This is a genomic window from Labrenzia sp. THAF35 (assembly GCF_009363595.1).
GTDB classification, from domain to species: domain Bacteria; phylum Pseudomonadota; class Alphaproteobacteria; order Rhizobiales; family Stappiaceae; genus Roseibium; species Roseibium algicola.
The window spans coordinates 454,070-468,407 of sequence record NZ_CP045380.1 but is presented as its reverse complement, the minus strand read 5'-3'; the positions used below and the strand labels follow the sequence as shown (position 1 = coordinate 468,407).

At 60.4% G+C, this 14,338-nt stretch carries 15 protein-coding genes; 11 read left to right on the top strand and 4 right to left on the bottom strand.

The features are described 5' to 3' along the window. The first annotated feature begins 10 nt into the window (after nt 1-10). From FIU93_RS02170 to FIU93_RS02160, 3 genes are read left to right on the top strand one after another with little or no spacing between them, the layout of a single operon-like run. The gene (locus tag FIU93_RS02170) at nt 11-1,531 is read left to right on the top strand and encodes a CpaF family protein (protein ID WP_173017248.1); all 1,521 of its coding nucleotides are present in this window, start codon (nt 11-13) and stop codon (nt 1,529-1,531) included. 7 nt (nt 1,532-1,538) lie between these two features. Next, nucleotides 1,539-2,558, top strand: coding sequence for a type II secretion system F family protein (locus FIU93_RS02165; protein WP_152504713.1), 1,020 nt, complete (start codon nt 1,539-1,541; stop codon nt 2,556-2,558). Between the two features lie 8 nt (nt 2,559-2,566). Further along, on the top strand, nt 2,567-3,541 hold the full coding sequence (locus FIU93_RS02160) for a type II secretion system F family protein (RefSeq protein WP_152504712.1): 975 nt from the start codon (nt 2,567-2,569) through the stop codon (nt 3,539-3,541). 177 nt (nt 3,542-3,718) lie between these two features. On the opposite strand, the gene FIU93_RS02155 is transcribed toward FIU93_RS02160, so the two are convergent. Continuing rightward, nucleotides 3,719-4,495: a tetratricopeptide repeat protein gene (locus tag FIU93_RS02155; RefSeq protein ID WP_051990112.1), complete on the bottom strand. Its 777-nt coding sequence runs from the start codon at nt 4,493-4,495 to the stop codon at nt 3,719-3,721. Between the two features lie 188 nt (nt 4,496-4,683). Between FIU93_RS02155 and FIU93_RS02150 the strand changes: the two genes are divergently transcribed. From FIU93_RS02150 to FIU93_RS02140, 3 genes are all read left to right on the top strand, one after another. Continuing rightward, a complete protein-coding gene (locus tag FIU93_RS02150; RefSeq protein WP_075283133.1) occupies nt 4,684-6,072 on the top strand; it encodes a leucyl aminopeptidase family protein in 1,389 nt (462 codons plus the stop codon). A gap of 72 nt (nt 6,073-6,144) precedes the next feature. Beyond that, complete coding sequence (locus tag FIU93_RS02145) at nt 6,145-6,495, top strand: MarR family transcriptional regulator (protein ID WP_006934185.1); 351 nt, start codon at nt 6,145-6,147, stop codon at nt 6,493-6,495. A gap of 33 nt (nt 6,496-6,528) precedes the next feature. Continuing rightward, a complete protein-coding gene (locus FIU93_RS02140) occupies nt 6,529-7,401 on the top strand; it encodes an NlpC/P60 family protein (protein ID WP_152504711.1) in 873 nt (290 codons plus the stop codon). A 93-nt stretch (nt 7,402-7,494) separates the two neighbouring features. On the opposite strand, the gene FIU93_RS02135 is transcribed toward FIU93_RS02140, so the two are convergent. Together FIU93_RS02135 and rmuC are read right to left on the bottom strand one after the other, a co-directional pair. Continuing rightward, nucleotides 7,495-8,061 carry a hypothetical protein gene (locus FIU93_RS02135; protein ID WP_152504710.1) on the bottom strand — a complete coding sequence of 189 codons (567 nt, stop codon included), beginning with the start codon at nt 8,059-8,061 and terminating at the stop codon, nt 7,495-7,497. Nucleotides 8,062-8,139: 78 nt separating this feature from the next. After that, nucleotides 8,140-9,327 (bottom strand): DNA recombination protein RmuC, encoded by a 1,188-nt coding sequence (gene rmuC, locus FIU93_RS02130; RefSeq protein WP_035908085.1) that lies wholly within the window; start codon nt 9,325-9,327, stop codon nt 8,140-8,142. Nucleotides 9,328-9,488: 161 nt separating this feature from the next. On the opposite strand from rmuC, the gene def reads away from it, so the two are divergent. From def to truA, 5 genes are all read left to right on the top strand, one after another. Beyond that, complete coding sequence (def, locus tag FIU93_RS02125; protein WP_031268905.1) at nt 9,489-10,007, top strand: peptide deformylase; 519 nt, start codon at nt 9,489-9,491, stop codon at nt 10,005-10,007. Nucleotides 10,008-10,044: 37 nt separating this feature from the next. Further along, nucleotides 10,045-10,677 (top strand): NAAT family transporter, encoded by a 633-nt coding sequence (locus FIU93_RS02120; RefSeq protein WP_055657472.1) that lies wholly within the window; start codon nt 10,045-10,047, stop codon nt 10,675-10,677. Nucleotides 10,678-10,834: 157 nt separating this feature from the next. Beyond that, nucleotides 10,835-11,773 carry a methionyl-tRNA formyltransferase gene (gene fmt / locus FIU93_RS02115; protein WP_152504709.1) on the top strand — a complete coding sequence of 313 codons (939 nt, stop codon included), beginning with the start codon at nt 10,835-10,837 and terminating at the stop codon, nt 11,771-11,773. Between the two features lie 22 nt (nt 11,774-11,795). Continuing rightward, nucleotides 11,796-12,335 (top strand): N-acetyltransferase, encoded by a 540-nt coding sequence (locus tag FIU93_RS02110; RefSeq protein ID WP_152504708.1) that lies wholly within the window; start codon nt 11,796-11,798, stop codon nt 12,333-12,335. After that, nucleotides 12,335-13,165, top strand: coding sequence for a tRNA pseudouridine(38-40) synthase TruA (gene truA, locus FIU93_RS02105; protein ID WP_152504707.1), 831 nt, complete (start codon nt 12,335-12,337; stop codon nt 13,163-13,165). The genes FIU93_RS02110 and truA overlap by 1 nt, the downstream gene beginning before the upstream one ends. A gap of 19 nt (nt 13,166-13,184) precedes the next feature. Here truA and FIU93_RS02100 read toward each other — a convergent pair whose 3' ends face one another. Continuing rightward, complete coding sequence (locus tag FIU93_RS02100; protein WP_173017247.1) at nt 13,185-14,012, bottom strand: DUF2189 domain-containing protein; 828 nt, start codon at nt 14,010-14,012, stop codon at nt 13,185-13,187. Nucleotides 14,013-14,338: the final 326 nt, after the last annotated feature.

Below are 14,338 nucleotides of genomic sequence, written 5' to 3'. Positions count from 1 at the left end.
ATAGTTCGTTATGTTTGGTAGACGTGGCAGCTCATCGTCTGGACCCCAGACCCTTCGGCCAGGTGGCATACCCGGGTTGCAGGACACACCTGCGCCGGCGGAACAGGCTAAACAGCCGGAACAACCGGCGCCGCAGAAGATCCAGACCGAGCCTTCCCAGCCGGCGACCGCACCGACACCTCCGCCACCGCCTCCGCCGTCCGAGCCCCAGCCGGCTGCCCCTGTAGCGCGCAAGAAAAACAGCGAATATTACGAGACCAAGGCCCAGATCTTCAATGCGCTGGTCGAGGCGATCGACCTGTCACAGCTGGCTCGTCTCGATGCCGAAGATGCTCGTGACGAGATCCGCGATGTCGTGAATGACATCATCGCGCTTAAGAACGTGGTGATGTCCATTTCAGAGCAGGAAGACCTGCTGGAAGACATCTGCAACGACGTACTTGGTTATGGTCCGCTTGAGCCTCTGCTGGCTCGTGACGACATCGCCGACATCATGGTCAATGGCGCGCACACGGTCTATATCGAAACCTCCGGCAAGGTTGAGCAGACCGGTGTGACATTCCGCGACAACGCGCAGTTGATGAACATCTGCCAGCGCATCGTGAGCCAGGTCGGCCGCCGCGTTGATGACAGCAGCCCGATCTGTGACGCCCGTCTTCCCGACGGTTCCCGTGTCAACGTTATCGCGCCACCGCTCGCCATCGATGGCCCGGCCCTCACCATTCGTAAGTTCAAACGCGACAAGCTGACTCTTGACCAGTTGACCAAGTTCGGCTCGATCACGCCGGAAGGGGCGACGATCCTGCAGATCATCGGCCGTTCACGCTGTAACGTGCTGATTTCCGGCGGTACCGGTTCGGGCAAGACGACACTGCTCAACTGTCTGACTGCCTATATCGAGAGCACCGAACGCATCATTACCTGCGAAGATTCGGCCGAACTGCAGCTGCAGCAGCCGCATGTGGTGCGCCTGGAGACGCGTCCGCCCAACCTGGAAGGGGAAGGCGAGATCACCATGCGCGATCTCGTCAAGAACTGTCTGCGTATGCGTCCTGAGCGGATCATCGTGGGCGAAGTGCGTGGCCCGGAGGCATTCGACCTCCTGCAGGCCATGAACACAGGTCACGACGGCTCCATGGGAACCCTGCACGCCAACTCCCCGCGTGAAGCCCTGTCCCGTCTGGAATCCATGATCACCATGGGCGGTTTCTCCCTTCCGTCCAGAACCCTGCGCGAGATGATCGTTTCGTCCATCGACGTGGTGGTTCAGGCGGCGCGTCTTCGCGACGGTTCCCGCCGCATCACCCATGTGACGGAAGTAATGGGCATGGAAGGCGACATCATCACCACCCAGGATGTCTTCCTCTACGACATTGTCGGCGAAGACCCGAACGGCAAGATCATCGGCCGCCACCGCTCCACCGGAATCGGTCGTCCGAAATTCTGGGAGCGGGCGAGATACTTCGGCGAAGAAGCCCGTCTGGCACAGGCATTGGATGCTGCCGAGATGCCTGAATATGTAGCTGATTGAGGACCCCATGTCCGGACTTGAAGAGTTTCTCACGCCTGAAATCACCGGCCTGGCCGTCGCCGCCCTGGTGATGCTTGCCGTTGGCGGCATCATCTTCAGCCTGTTTCAGCCTGCTCTGTCCGGCTCGAAGCGGCGTGATCAGCGCGTGAACGCGGTCGCAGCGCGGCCCCAGAGCGAAAATCAGCGCAAGGCCCTTCGCGATGTCGATCGGCGCAAGCGGTCGATCCAGGATCAGCTGAAGGAATTCGAGGTACGGCAGAAAGCCAAGCAGGACAAGCAGCAGAAGGTCTCGCTGAAGGTCAAGATCGAGCAGGCCGGTCTGGACTGGGAGACCCGTCATTTCGTCATCTTCAGTATCGTTGCCGGTCTGGTCTTTCTGATCCTTGGATTGATCTTCAGCGGAAATCTGCTCATTGCGGCAGCCTTCGGTTTTGCTGGCACTCTGGGCTTCCCCCGCTGGTACGTTTCCAGCAAGCGCAAGCGCCGCTTCAACGCATTTCTCGAGGAGTTGCCGAACGGCGTCGACATCATCGTGCGCGGCGTCAAGTCCGGTCTGCCACTCAGCGACTGCATCAAGGTGGTTGCCCGTGAATCCCGCGAACCTGTCGCGACCGAGTTTCGCAAGATCACCGAGACCCAGATTATGGGGATTTCGCTTGCCGAAGCGGTTGGCAAGTTGCCCGAACGTGTTCCTCTGGCCGAAGCCAACTTCTTTGCCATCGTGGTTGCCATTCAGCAGAAGGCAGGTGGGGGCCTGGCCGAGGCATTGAACAACCTGTCCAAGGTGCTGCGCGGCCGCAAGGCCATGAAACGCAAGATCAAGGCTCTTAGTGCAGAGGCGAAATCTTCAGCAGCCATTATCGGTTCACTGCCGTTCTTCGTTGGCGGCATCATGTATGTGATCGCTCCAAACTACATTCTGACACTGTTCGAGACCACAGCCGGAAACATCATCATCGCAGGCTGCCTGTTCTGGATGTTCTGCGGCATCATGGTGATGCGCGCGATGATCAACTTCGATTTCTAGGAGACGACATGGATATCGATACCATCGCATCCAGTCAGTTTCTGGCAGCTGTTCTGGCCATGGTGGCGGTCACGGGAACTATCTTTTCCCTGGTGATGCCACTTCTGTCCCGTGACACGTTGAAATCGCGGATGAAATCGGTCGCGATCGAGCGCAACAAGCTGCGTGCCAAGGAGAGGGCCCGTCTTCAGGCAGCCCAGGCAGACGCCAAGGCATCCCTGCGCAACCAGCCCAAGGCGCAGATGAAAAGCCTCGTCGACCGGCTGAATCTGAAGGAAGCGCTTTCCGATGAGAGCACCGTCGAAAATCTCAGAATGGCCGGCTACCGCGGCTCCGCACCGCTTTACTACTTCCTGGTCGCGCGCATAGCGTTACCTGGCGGTGTCTTCGCCTTCACGGTGGCTTACGCGTTTCTCGTGTTGCCCGATGACCTCCCGGCATTGTCTAAGCTCTGTTTCTGTCTGGGTCTTGCCGGCCTCGGCGCTTTCATGCCGAACCTCTATCTGAAGAACAAGATAGCCAAGCGCAAGCTGACCATCCAACGGGCCTGGCCGGATGCACTGGATCTCATGCTGATCTGCGTGGAATCGGGCATGTCCATCGAAGAAGGCTTCAAGCGCGTTGCGGAAGAAGTCGGTGTTCAGTCGGTTGAACTGGCAGAAGAATTATCGCTCACGACGGCCGAACTTTCTTACCTGAGTGACCGCCGTATCGCCTATGAAAACCTGTCGAAACGCACTGGTGTCGAAGGTGTGAAGAACGTGATGATGGCGCTTATCCAGGCCGAGCGTTACGGTACGCCTGTCGGCACGGCCTTGCGCACGATGGCGGACGACACCCGCGAACAGCGCATGCAGATGGCCGAACAGAAGGCGGCATCTCTGCCGCCGAAGCTGACGGTGCCGATGATTCTGTTCTTTCTGCCGGTTCTGTTTTTTATCATCATGGGACCAGCTGTCATTCAGGTAATGGCACAGCTATAAAGTCAGGAATTCTCTGAGGGTTCTCGTCTACAATCCGGTCAAAATGAGCTTGTGAAGCAGAACTGTGCAATGGGAAAAGGCGGTATCCGGATGCTGTCCGGATACCGCCTTTCGTTCGATACTATATTGGGCCCGCATACATTGCGCGAGCTTTAGCCTGGGCTTGAGAAATTCGCCTCAGCCCTGTTGGCGCTTCTGCATCATGGTGCGCAGATAGGCGATGTTGGCCTGGGCCTGCTGCGGATCGATCTCGGACTGGGCCACCTGGATGGCTTCGTCAAACTTGCCCTGGATGCCAAGCACCAGGGCCAGGTTCTGGCGAACGCGGCTGTCTGCGCCGGGCAGGGTGGCTGCCTTGCGCAGGGTATATTCCGCGTCGGGCAGATCATTGGACAGCAGATATGACAGGCCCAGGTTGTTCAGAAGACTGGGATCGTTTGGCGCGATGATCAGTGCCTGCTTGTAGAGGCTGCGGGCCTTGTCGTGGTTGCCGGTCTGATCGTAAATCGCCGCTTCAGCGGACATCAGCCTCCAGTCCGGCGTGTCCGGCCTCTGGGCACCACGAATGACGTTCAGCGCTTCGTCGAAACGACCGTTCATCGCCAGAACCTTGCCATAGGCGGAAGAGATTTCCCGGTCCTTGGGATGTGCGATCACGCCGGACCGAAGAACGGCCATGGCCTGCGGTATTTGTCCGTTCTGGCTGAGAGCGCTGGAATAGCCAAGAATGGCACTGCGGTCCTTGCGATCACGCTCATAGGCCTTGGACCATTTGGACACCTGTGCCAGTGCCTGCGAGGAGCCCGGCGAAGTGTAGCCGGAGGCAGGGGAGTGCGTGCCGGTGTTGGCGCGGTTGGAAGCACAGCCAGTGACAACGACAAGCGCCGACATGGCCAGCAGCGTCGTAGCGAGACGAGTGCGACGGCGAACGGAACCGGTTCTGGGCGATTGCATTTCCAACATCCTTGTTGTCGGCGGCTTTCAGGTTTCCTTATGAGAAATAGATAATTAACCCTAATGCTTGGTTAAGCACCGTTGCGAAATGCGAGAAGCGGTGCGCATCGACGCGCACCATATTGCGTCCGAACGCCGGGCATCCTAGGTCTTGAAGATCGAATCCAATCTCCAACGGAGGTCCTCCCGTGCGCGAAAGCCTAGTCCGCAAGAGCGATGTTTCCAGCTCCACGCCCATCCACGCCGTCACCGAGGCAAGCCTGCCCCAAGTTCTGGACGGGCTCGGATCAGCAGCATTGAACTGGTGCAAGGTCAACGATTTTGCAGGCAAGCCCGCAACATCCCTGCTTGTCCCGGGAGCAGACGGTGCCGCGGTGCTGTTCGGCGTAGAGGATGGCGGTCTGTCGCATCCGCTGGCACTAGGCGGCCTGGTCGCGGGACTGCCGGAAGGCGATTACCATCTTGCCGAGGGGTTTCCGGATCCCGAACAGGCAGCGCTCGGCTTTGCCCTCTCCACCTATTCCTTTACCCGCTACCTGAAAAACGAAGGCAAGACCCGCCGTCTTGCCGTTGACGAGACCGTCGACCTGGATCGACTCGGAACGATTCTCGACGGGGTTCAGCTGGCGCGTGATCTCATCAATACGCCCGCGAACGATCTTGGACCGGGGGAACTGTCCCAGGCCGTTGTCGCCCTGTTCAAGCAGCATGGCGGCACCGGGCGTATCGTCATCGGGGAAGACCTTCTGGAAGAAAACTTCCCAATGGTGCACGCAGTCGGCAAGGCCAGCAGCCGGGCGCCGCGCCTGGCAGACTTCACCTGGGGTGACGAAGCCGCGCCCAAGGTCACTTTGGTGGGCAAGGGCGTCATCTTCGATACCGGCGGTCTCAACCTGAAACCGGGCTCCTCCATGGCGCTGATGAAAAAGGACATGGGTGGGGCGGCCAATGTGCTGGGCCTTGCGTCCATGATCATGGCGTCAAAGCTTCCTGTTCGCCTGCGGGTCATCGTTCCCTGTGTCGAAAACGCTGTTGCCGGAAACGCCTTCCGGCCGGGAGACATCCTGCCGAGCCGCAAGGGGCTGACCGTCGAAATCGGCAACACAGATGCCGAAGGCCGGTTGATCCTGGCCGATGCCCTGGCGCTTGCAGACGAGGAGAGCCCGGAAATCCTGATCGATATGGCAACGCTCACCGGTGCTGCCCGCGTTGCTCTGGGACCGGATCTGCCGCCTTACTATACGGACGACGAGGAACTTGCCGAGGATATCGCGGTCATGGCCGAGGCTGCCGCCGACCCGCTGTGGCGCATGCCGCTGTGGCAGCCCTATCTGAAATATCTCGACAGCAAGGTTGCCGATATCAATCACATCAATACATCCGGTGCCGGATTCGCTGGGTCGATCACGGCGGCGCTGTTCCTGTCCCGCTTTGTCGAGAACACCAGCAGCTGGGTTCACTTCGATATTTTCGGCTGGACCCCGATGGAAAAGCCCGGAAAACCGATGGGTGGGGAAGCCCAGGGCATTCGTGGTCTGTTCGATGTCCTCTCGGAGCGTTTTGCGGGCGCACAATAACGGCTCCGAAACGTTTTCGTGCTTCGATGGTCATGGAGATGGATGGGGGAAAAGGATGGGACCCTGTAACTCATGGCCGTCGAATTGCGCGCCTCGCAGGCGCTGAAACTGATGCACGAGGTCAATCTGGCGCTTGTTCGCGATAGCGAACAGGATCTTTCCGCGCGCCAGTTGACGATCCTGATGACAGTCTATCTGGAGCCACCGCCGCATACGGTGCGCGGGTTGGCTGCCAAGTTGAATGTCACCAAACCTGCCATCACCCGGGCGCTTGACACTCTGGGCGGTATGCGGCTTTTGTCGCGCAAGCGCGACGAAGCCGACAAACGCAATGTGATCATCACTCGCACGGTGGAGGGCGCGCTTTATCTGGAGCAGCTTGGCGATCTCGTGGTGGAAAAGGCCCGGGAATTACCGCGCTGACAGTCCAATCCAATTCGGGATCGACTATCGACCATGACCGAGACCTTCGACCGCCGCCGCCATCCGGTCCGTGCCGACCTTGCCGCCATCGACTATGAAGGCCGGGTAGCCGCTAGCCGTTTCGCCGAGGGCGAAGTGTTTCAGGTCATTGCCGACCAGCTGCCGATCCGGCCTGAACCGCGTCCGGACCGGCCGATCGACACCGAAGCCCTCAGCGGCGAGTGGGTGACCGTTTACGAACAGACACCGGAAGGCTGGGCCTGGGGACAGCTCGACACGGACGGCTACGTCGGCTGGTTCTCCTTCGACGACCTTGGGCCTGTGAAGCCGGCAACCCACCGGGTGCGCGCCCTTCGGACCTACCGTTACCCGGTTGCCGACCTCAAGTTTCCGCCACTCGGGCTCCTGTCCATTGGCTCGCTGGTCACGGTTATCGGTGAAACCGAAACGCGTGGGCTGGCCTATGCGCTCCTCAGCGATGGTTCGGCGGTTGTTGCCAAACATCTTGTGCCGCTGGACGCCGTTGAGGATGACTGGGTGGCTGTCGCCGAAGAGCTGATCGGCACGCCCTACCGCTGGGGTGGACGCTCGAGCCTGGGTCTCGATTGCTCAGCGTTGGTGCAACTTGCGGCGCAGACAGGCGGACACGACCTGCCGCGCGACAGCGACATGCAGGAAGCGGAAGCCGGCGAAGCCGTTCCGCATGATGATCCGGCCGCATTGAAACGGGGTGATCTGCTGTTCTGGAAAGGCCATGTCGGCATCATCGCGGGCGAGAACCGCCTTTTGCACGCCAACGGCTTCACGATGACCGTCGCCTATGAGCCACTGGACAAGGCAATTGATCGCATCGCGGCAACGGAATGGGGCGCGATCACGAAGGCGCGGCGCCTGCCGGAGTTGTAAGTGGACAAGAAGTAGCAGGGCCCCGGGCATTCAAGTGCTCGCCCGGGGTCTTGTCGGCTGTGGTCTTGTGTTTGTCTAATCTACGCGAATTTCTCAGCCGGGGAACGTCTGGACGCCAATGGATTCAAGTGCGCCGGACTTCGGGTTCTTGACCAGGCAAAGCTGGCTTTCAGTTCCCTGAATGAAGCAGACCATGGGACGCTCTTCCTGGCGGGCCCGCTCATAGATCTCCCGTGTCACGCCTTCTTCTGCATAAAACGGAAATTCGCCGGCCTGCGGGCCTTCAGCGCCTTCCGGCCAGACCGGCAGCTTGGCGGATGTCGCGACATCGGTATAGCCGCTGATCCAGTCCAGCAGGGCTGCCTGCATGTCGGTGAGGGTTTCGATGCCGTAAAAACCGAACAGGTCGTTCTGATCAAAGGTAGCCTGATATTCAATGCCACCGGACTGATTGAAGACCGCGAGCGAGACTTCCGCAGACCCGCATTCGCCCTGTGCATCGGCTTCAACCGAATAGGTGTCCAGCCAGACCGCTTCGACGGACTGCGAGCATTCTTCCGCCGCTGCATTCTGGCTCAGCGGGAGCGCGAGCCCCCCAAGCACCACGCCGGTGATCGCGATGTTAAGTGTCTTGGAAAAAAGGAAATTCCGGAACGACATACCTGCCTCCAAATCGACTCGGATCGAGCCGGCCGGACTGTAGACCCGAGGTAGAACAGCAGCAACAGATTTGCTGCGTCACCCCTTCGGTGTCATCGCCAGCTGGGGTTCGGCACTGGAAGTGTCCTTTGCCACGCTTTCGAGTTCTCCCAGCTCGAGATCCTCGATCCGGCGGCTGCGCTTGGAGATCTTGTCGGAGGAAATCAGGATCTGGTCGATATCCTTGTTCGCCTGGGCGAAATGGGCCTGAAGCTTGCCGACGCGGTCGTTCAACCGGCTGACATCGGCAACCAGGTGGCCGACTTCCGCCTGGATCAGATGGGCCTGCTCGCGCATCTTGGCATCGCGCAGCACCGACTGGATCACCTGGATCGACAACATCAGCAGCGAGGGCGAGACGATCACCACCCGAGTGCGGTGCGCCTTCTGGATAAGGTCCTCGAAGCTCTCGTTGAGTTCTGCAAACACGCTTTCCGATGGCACGAACAGGAACGCGGTATCCTGCGTCTCGCCGGGCAGAAGGTATTTCTCGCCGATGTCCTGAATGTGTTTGGTGAAGTCGCGGCGAAACTGGGCCTGGGCATATTTCAGCTGGTCGTCGGTTTCCGCATTGCGCAGCAGGTTGAAGGCTTCCAGCGGAAACTTGGCGTCGATGGCCAGGGGCGGCGCACCGTTCGGCATGTGGATCAGGCAGTCCGGGCGGCTGTTGTTCGACAGCGTTGCCTGGAAGGAATAGGTGCTGGGCGCCATCTGGTCCTGGACAATCGCTTCCATCCGGCCCTGACCGAAAGCGCCGCGGGTCTGCTTGTTGGACAGGATAGCCTGCAACTGGCCAACCTGGCCGGAGAGATCGGTAATCGTGCGCTGCGCCCGGTCGATCACCGCCAGCCGCTCGTGCAGGTGCCGGAGGCCGTCCTGCGTGCGCTTGCTGGTATCGGCCATCGAAAGGTTCAGCTTGTGACCCATGCCGTCCAGACGCTCGTTGACGGCGCGCATCATGTCGGACTGCCGCGAGCCGAACACTTCCGCCATGGTCTGCATGCGGCCGGTCATTTCCCCCTGAGATTTCAGAAGTTGCGAGAGATGGCTTTCCAGCTCGTGAATGCGCTCGCCGGCCACTGCGTCCGATTCGGCACGCAAACGGATCTCCCGCATGGTCTTCAGGACCAGCCAGACAATCAGCGCCAGAAGAAACAGGCCGCCGGCGATGGCAGCTTCCAGAACCGTCACCGGACGGCCACTCAAATCGAACAGGATCTCATTCATGAAACAAACATAGAACGATTCGGGGCGAAGGCCCATCCGCGCGGCAGGAGAGAGCTGTGGTCTTCTACCAGGTAGCCGGTCCGGCCGAAGGCGTTGAAAACGGGAGGCTGCCGCGCTATTTCCGCGTTGACCGGAGCGCTCCGATTTCTTATGTCAGGCGCATGACAATACGCCCGATCATCACCATTCCCGATCCGGTCCTGCGCGAGGTGTGTGCACCTATCGTGACCGTCGACGACGACGTCCGCAAACTGGCCGACGATATGCTGGAAACCATGTACGATGCCCCCGGTATCGGACTTGCCGCCAGCCAGATCGGGCTGCTGCAACGCATCTTCGTGCTGGACGTCGCCAAGGAAGACGCGCCGAAAGAGCCGATGGTGTTCATCAATCCGAAGATCGTCTGGTCGAGCGAGGACCTGTCCGTCTATCAGGAAGGTTGCCTGTCGATCCCCGATTACTACGAGGAGGTCGAGCGGCCTGCCGAAGTAACGGTCCAGTTTCTCAACCGGGAAGGCGCCGAACAGGAGATCAAGGCCGACGGGCTACTGGCAACCTGTATTCAGCACGAGCTTGACCATCTCAACGGGAAGCTGTTCATTGACTACCTGTCGAAGCTGAAGCGCGAACGCGTTGTCAAGAAATTCACCAAGCAGGCAAAGCTGGCCGGAAAACTCTGATCCGCTGCTGCCTGGCTGAAACCGGGGGGCGGCATAAATGGATCAGGTCCTGTTCCTGAAACTCTTCGCTGCGCTCTTTGCAATCATGAACCCGATTGCAAACCTGCCGGTGTTCTTGTCGCTCACCGCCGACAAAGGGCCGGGGTTTGAGCGCAAGGTTGCCCTGACGGTGCTGATTGGCCTTGCCCTTGGCTCCGCATTCATCGGCCTCACGGGCGATGCCATTCTCAAGGTCTTCGGCATCAGTCTGGATGCGTTTCGGCTTGCCGGTGGTTTCCTCATTCTCCTGATCGCGCTCAACCTCATCTCCGGTGAGAAGAGCAAGGCGCATCATGGGACGGACGAGGAACAGGAACATCATTCCGAACAGGACAATCCTGCAATCTATCCGCTGACCGTACCGATCCTGCTCGGACCGGGAACGATCTCGACCATGATTATCTACCGTGGCCAGGTCACGGATCTTTCCCACGAAATTGCGTATATCGCTGCCATCGCCGCCTCCATCGCCGTTCTCGTAGGCACGTTCTTCGCCGCTCCGTTCCTGTCGAAGTTCCTCGGCCAGACCGCAACCAGCGTCATGAGCCGCCTGATGGGGATGATCCTGGCGGCCATTGCGATGGAAATGATGGTCGGAAGCCTAAAGGTCCTGCTACCTGGCCTGGCTTGAAGCGAGCTGACGCCACGCGGCAGGCCTGATCGATTTCGCACTTCCAGGAAGGAGTAGCCCTGGGTGCAGGGGCGCCAAACAACGCACGCTGCCCCCTTGCAACACCCGCCGCGAGACGCAATAAGGGCGCAGTTCTTCTAAACCCCTCAGGAGCCTCATGTCCTTACGCGTCATCTTCATGGGCACCCCGGATTTCTCGGTGCCGACCCTTATGGAAATCGTCGGCCAGGGCCACGACGTGGTCGCCTGCTATTCGCAGCCGCCGCGTCCTGCGGGCCGGGGCATGGACCTGAAGAAATCGCCGGTTCATGAGGCAGCTGAATCTTTCGGTATTCCGGTGTTCACGCCGCAGAGCCTCAAAGGGGCAGAAGAGCAGGAGGCCTTTGCGGCCTTGAATGCAGATGTCGCGGTGGTGGTTGCCTACGGCCTTCTCCTGCCGAAACCGATCCTGGAAGCGCCGGAATACGGTTGTCTCAACCTTCATGCTTCCATGTTGCCGCGCTGGCGCGGCGCGGCGCCCATCAACAGGGCGATCATGGCCGGTGACACGGAAACAGCCGTTCAGGTGATGCGCATGGAAGAGGGGCTCGATACCGGCCCCGTCTGCATGTCGGAAACCGTTGCCATCGGCGAGAACATGACGGCCGGTGACCTTCACGACAAGCTGTCTTCGCTCGGCGGGGATCTGATGGTTCGGGCGCTGGCGGCCTTGTCGCGCGGGGCGCTTGGAGACCAGACCCAGGCCGAGGAAGGTGTCACCTACGCGGCCAAGCTCTCCAAGCAGGAAACCCGGATCGACTGGTCGAAACCGGCTGCGGAGGTTCACAACCACATTCGCGGCCTGTCACCCTTTCCCGGTGCCTGGTGCGAAATGCCGCTCGGCGGCAAGATGGAACGGGTCAAGGTTCTGCGCAGCACGCTTGGCGAAGGCTCCGGCACGCCGGGAGCCTTCCAGACCGGCGGGGATGTGCCGGTGATTTCCTGCGGTGCGGGTGCCGTACGTCTGGAACAGGTTCAGCGGGCCGGCAAGAAGCCGATGAGCGGCGCGGAATTCCTGCGCGGCGCATCGCTTTCTGACGGCACGGTTCTGGACTAATCTGAGGTTCGAGGAGACCGACATGACCCAAGCTGCCGAAGCTGCCGGCCTTGCCATCAGAAACGTGACTTCTGACGATGAAGCTTCCGTCAGAGAGCTGGTCACCGCTGCCTTTCCATCCGACATGGAAGCCCGCCTCGTGCACACGCTGCGTCATTGCGGCGCTCTGGTGCTGGAACAGGTCGCGGTCGATGCCGACGGCCGGATCGTCGGACATATCGCCTACAGCCGTGTCACCCCGGCTGCCATCGGTCCGGGGCAGGGCATGCAGGTTGTCTGCCTTGCGCCTGTTTCCGTCTGGCCGGACCTGCAGAAGACCGGCATCGGTTCGGCGCTGATCAAGGCCTCTCTGGAAAGCCTGAAGGATCTGGGAGAGGACCTTGTTCTGGTGCTCGGCCCGCCGTCCTATTATCCGCGCTTCGGTTTTGATCCCGTGCTGGCACGCAAGGTGCAGGGACCTTATGCGGGCGATGCCTTCATGGCGCTTGCGCTGACGGAAGCCGGATCGCGGGACCTGCCAATCGAGGTGGCCTTCGCCACACCCTTTGAAGAATTCGAGTAATGCCCCGCTACAAACTGACGGTGGAATATGACGGCAGGCCGTTCAGCGGCTGGCAGCGCCAGGCGAACGCGCCGTCCGTCCAGGCGGTGATCGAACGTGCCGTCAAGGCATTCTCCGGTGAGGAGGTGACCATCGGCGGCGCCGGTCGCACAGACACCGGCGTCCACGCCACCGGGCAGGTCTGCCATGTGGATCTTTCGAAGGACTGGGACGCAAGAACGGTCATGGGGGCGTTGAATTTCCATTGCCAGCCCCATCCGGTGGTGATCCTGGATGCCGCGGAAATGCACGAGGGCTTCGACGCGCGCTTTTCCGCGATCCGCCGCTCCTACCGCTATCGCATTCAAAACCGACTGCCGCCACTCACCCACCAACTTGGTCTTGCCTGGCATGTGAAGGTGCATCTCGATGCGGACGCCATGCACGCGGCTGCGCAGGAATTCGTCGGTCATCACGACTTCACCACCTTCCGTCACACGCGCTGCCAGGCAAAAAGCCCGGAAAAGACACTGGAGGAATTCCGGGTCTACCGCGAGGGCGAGTTTCTCATTGCCGAATGCGCCTCACGGTCCTTCCTCCACAATCAGGTGCGCTCGATGGTCGGCTCCCTGCGCCTGGTCGGTGAGGGCAAATGGGGCCCGGGTGATGTCACCAGGGCCCTGCAAGCCCGCGACCGGAACGCCTGCGGCCCGGTGGCGCCGGCAGACGGCCTTTACCTGACCCGTGTCGACTACCGTTCCGCGGAAATGGACATCGAACTCAAGAAGGACTGGCAGTCCCGCAGAGCCGTGTTGGCTGCCGGAGAAGGCGGAGAAGACGGCGACGCGTGAGAGGACCCCCGTTAGCCCGTCACAACGTCTCCTCGGGTATCTCCACGCACTTCTTGTAGAGATGCCAGGTCGTATGACCGAGGATCGGCAGGGACACGACCAGACCCAGGAACGCCGGTGCCATCGAGACGATCAGAACCGCGGTTACGACAAAGGCCCAGCCGATCATCGGGACGGGCGATGTGAACACGGCCCGCACGCTGGTGATCATGGCTGTGATGAAGTCCCGGTCCTCCTCCATCAGCAACGGGAAGGACACCACGGTCAGCGAGAACAGGATCAGTGACAGGATTGCACCCACCACGTGACCGACAGCCAGGAACATCAGGCCTTCCGGGGTGGAGATGACCTGGGTCAGAAACTCGTCGAAGGAAGCAAACGACCGGAAGCCGAGGAACAGCGCGAGTAGCAGGCGCACCTGATACATCCACATGATCTGGATGAACAGAACCACGAAGGCCATCCAGGAAAGTTCCCGCCCCTTTTGGGCCCACATGGTGCCGAAGATGCGTGACCAGGAAAGCTCCTCGCCATTTTGGAGGCGCCGGCTGACCTCGTAGAGACCAACCGCAGCGAACGGCCCGATCAAGACGAAACCGGCCGCTGCCGGATAGGACAGGTAACTCATGTTGAGGGCGGCCGCGCTCAAAACAACGAACAGGCCCCCAAGAGCGAAAAACGCGCCGATCGCCAGGCCGTAGACCGGCGCCCTGCGGAAATCGGCCAGACCCGCAGCGAACGCGTCGATCACGTCGTTGACGGTAATCTTGTTGACCTTTGGCATGGGCCGCAATCCAGTTGTTGCGGATGCCCCGGTACCGTGCGGGGTTGACGTGTTGTCACTCATCAGGCGGCTTCCTCCCAAAAGCATATTGCCTGCCCGCCTCCCGCGGACAGGCAATCTTAGGCACGGAACGGTGTCCGGCTCAATCGGGAGAAGGGCTTATGCGCCGGTTAAATCCGACGTGAAGCGCGGGCAGACCTGCGTGCCATGTTATCCAGTCGTGAAAATGGGGAGCAGGGCTTTGGGCCCATCCTTCGAGACGGCCTGGCGGCCTCCTCAGCATGAGGCTGCGGTTTGCTGAAGCCTTTCCTCCCCGTATCGCCTCATTCTGAGGAGCCGTGATAGCGGCGTCTCGAAGGATGGGCAAAAAACGCTGTTCCCACCGCTCA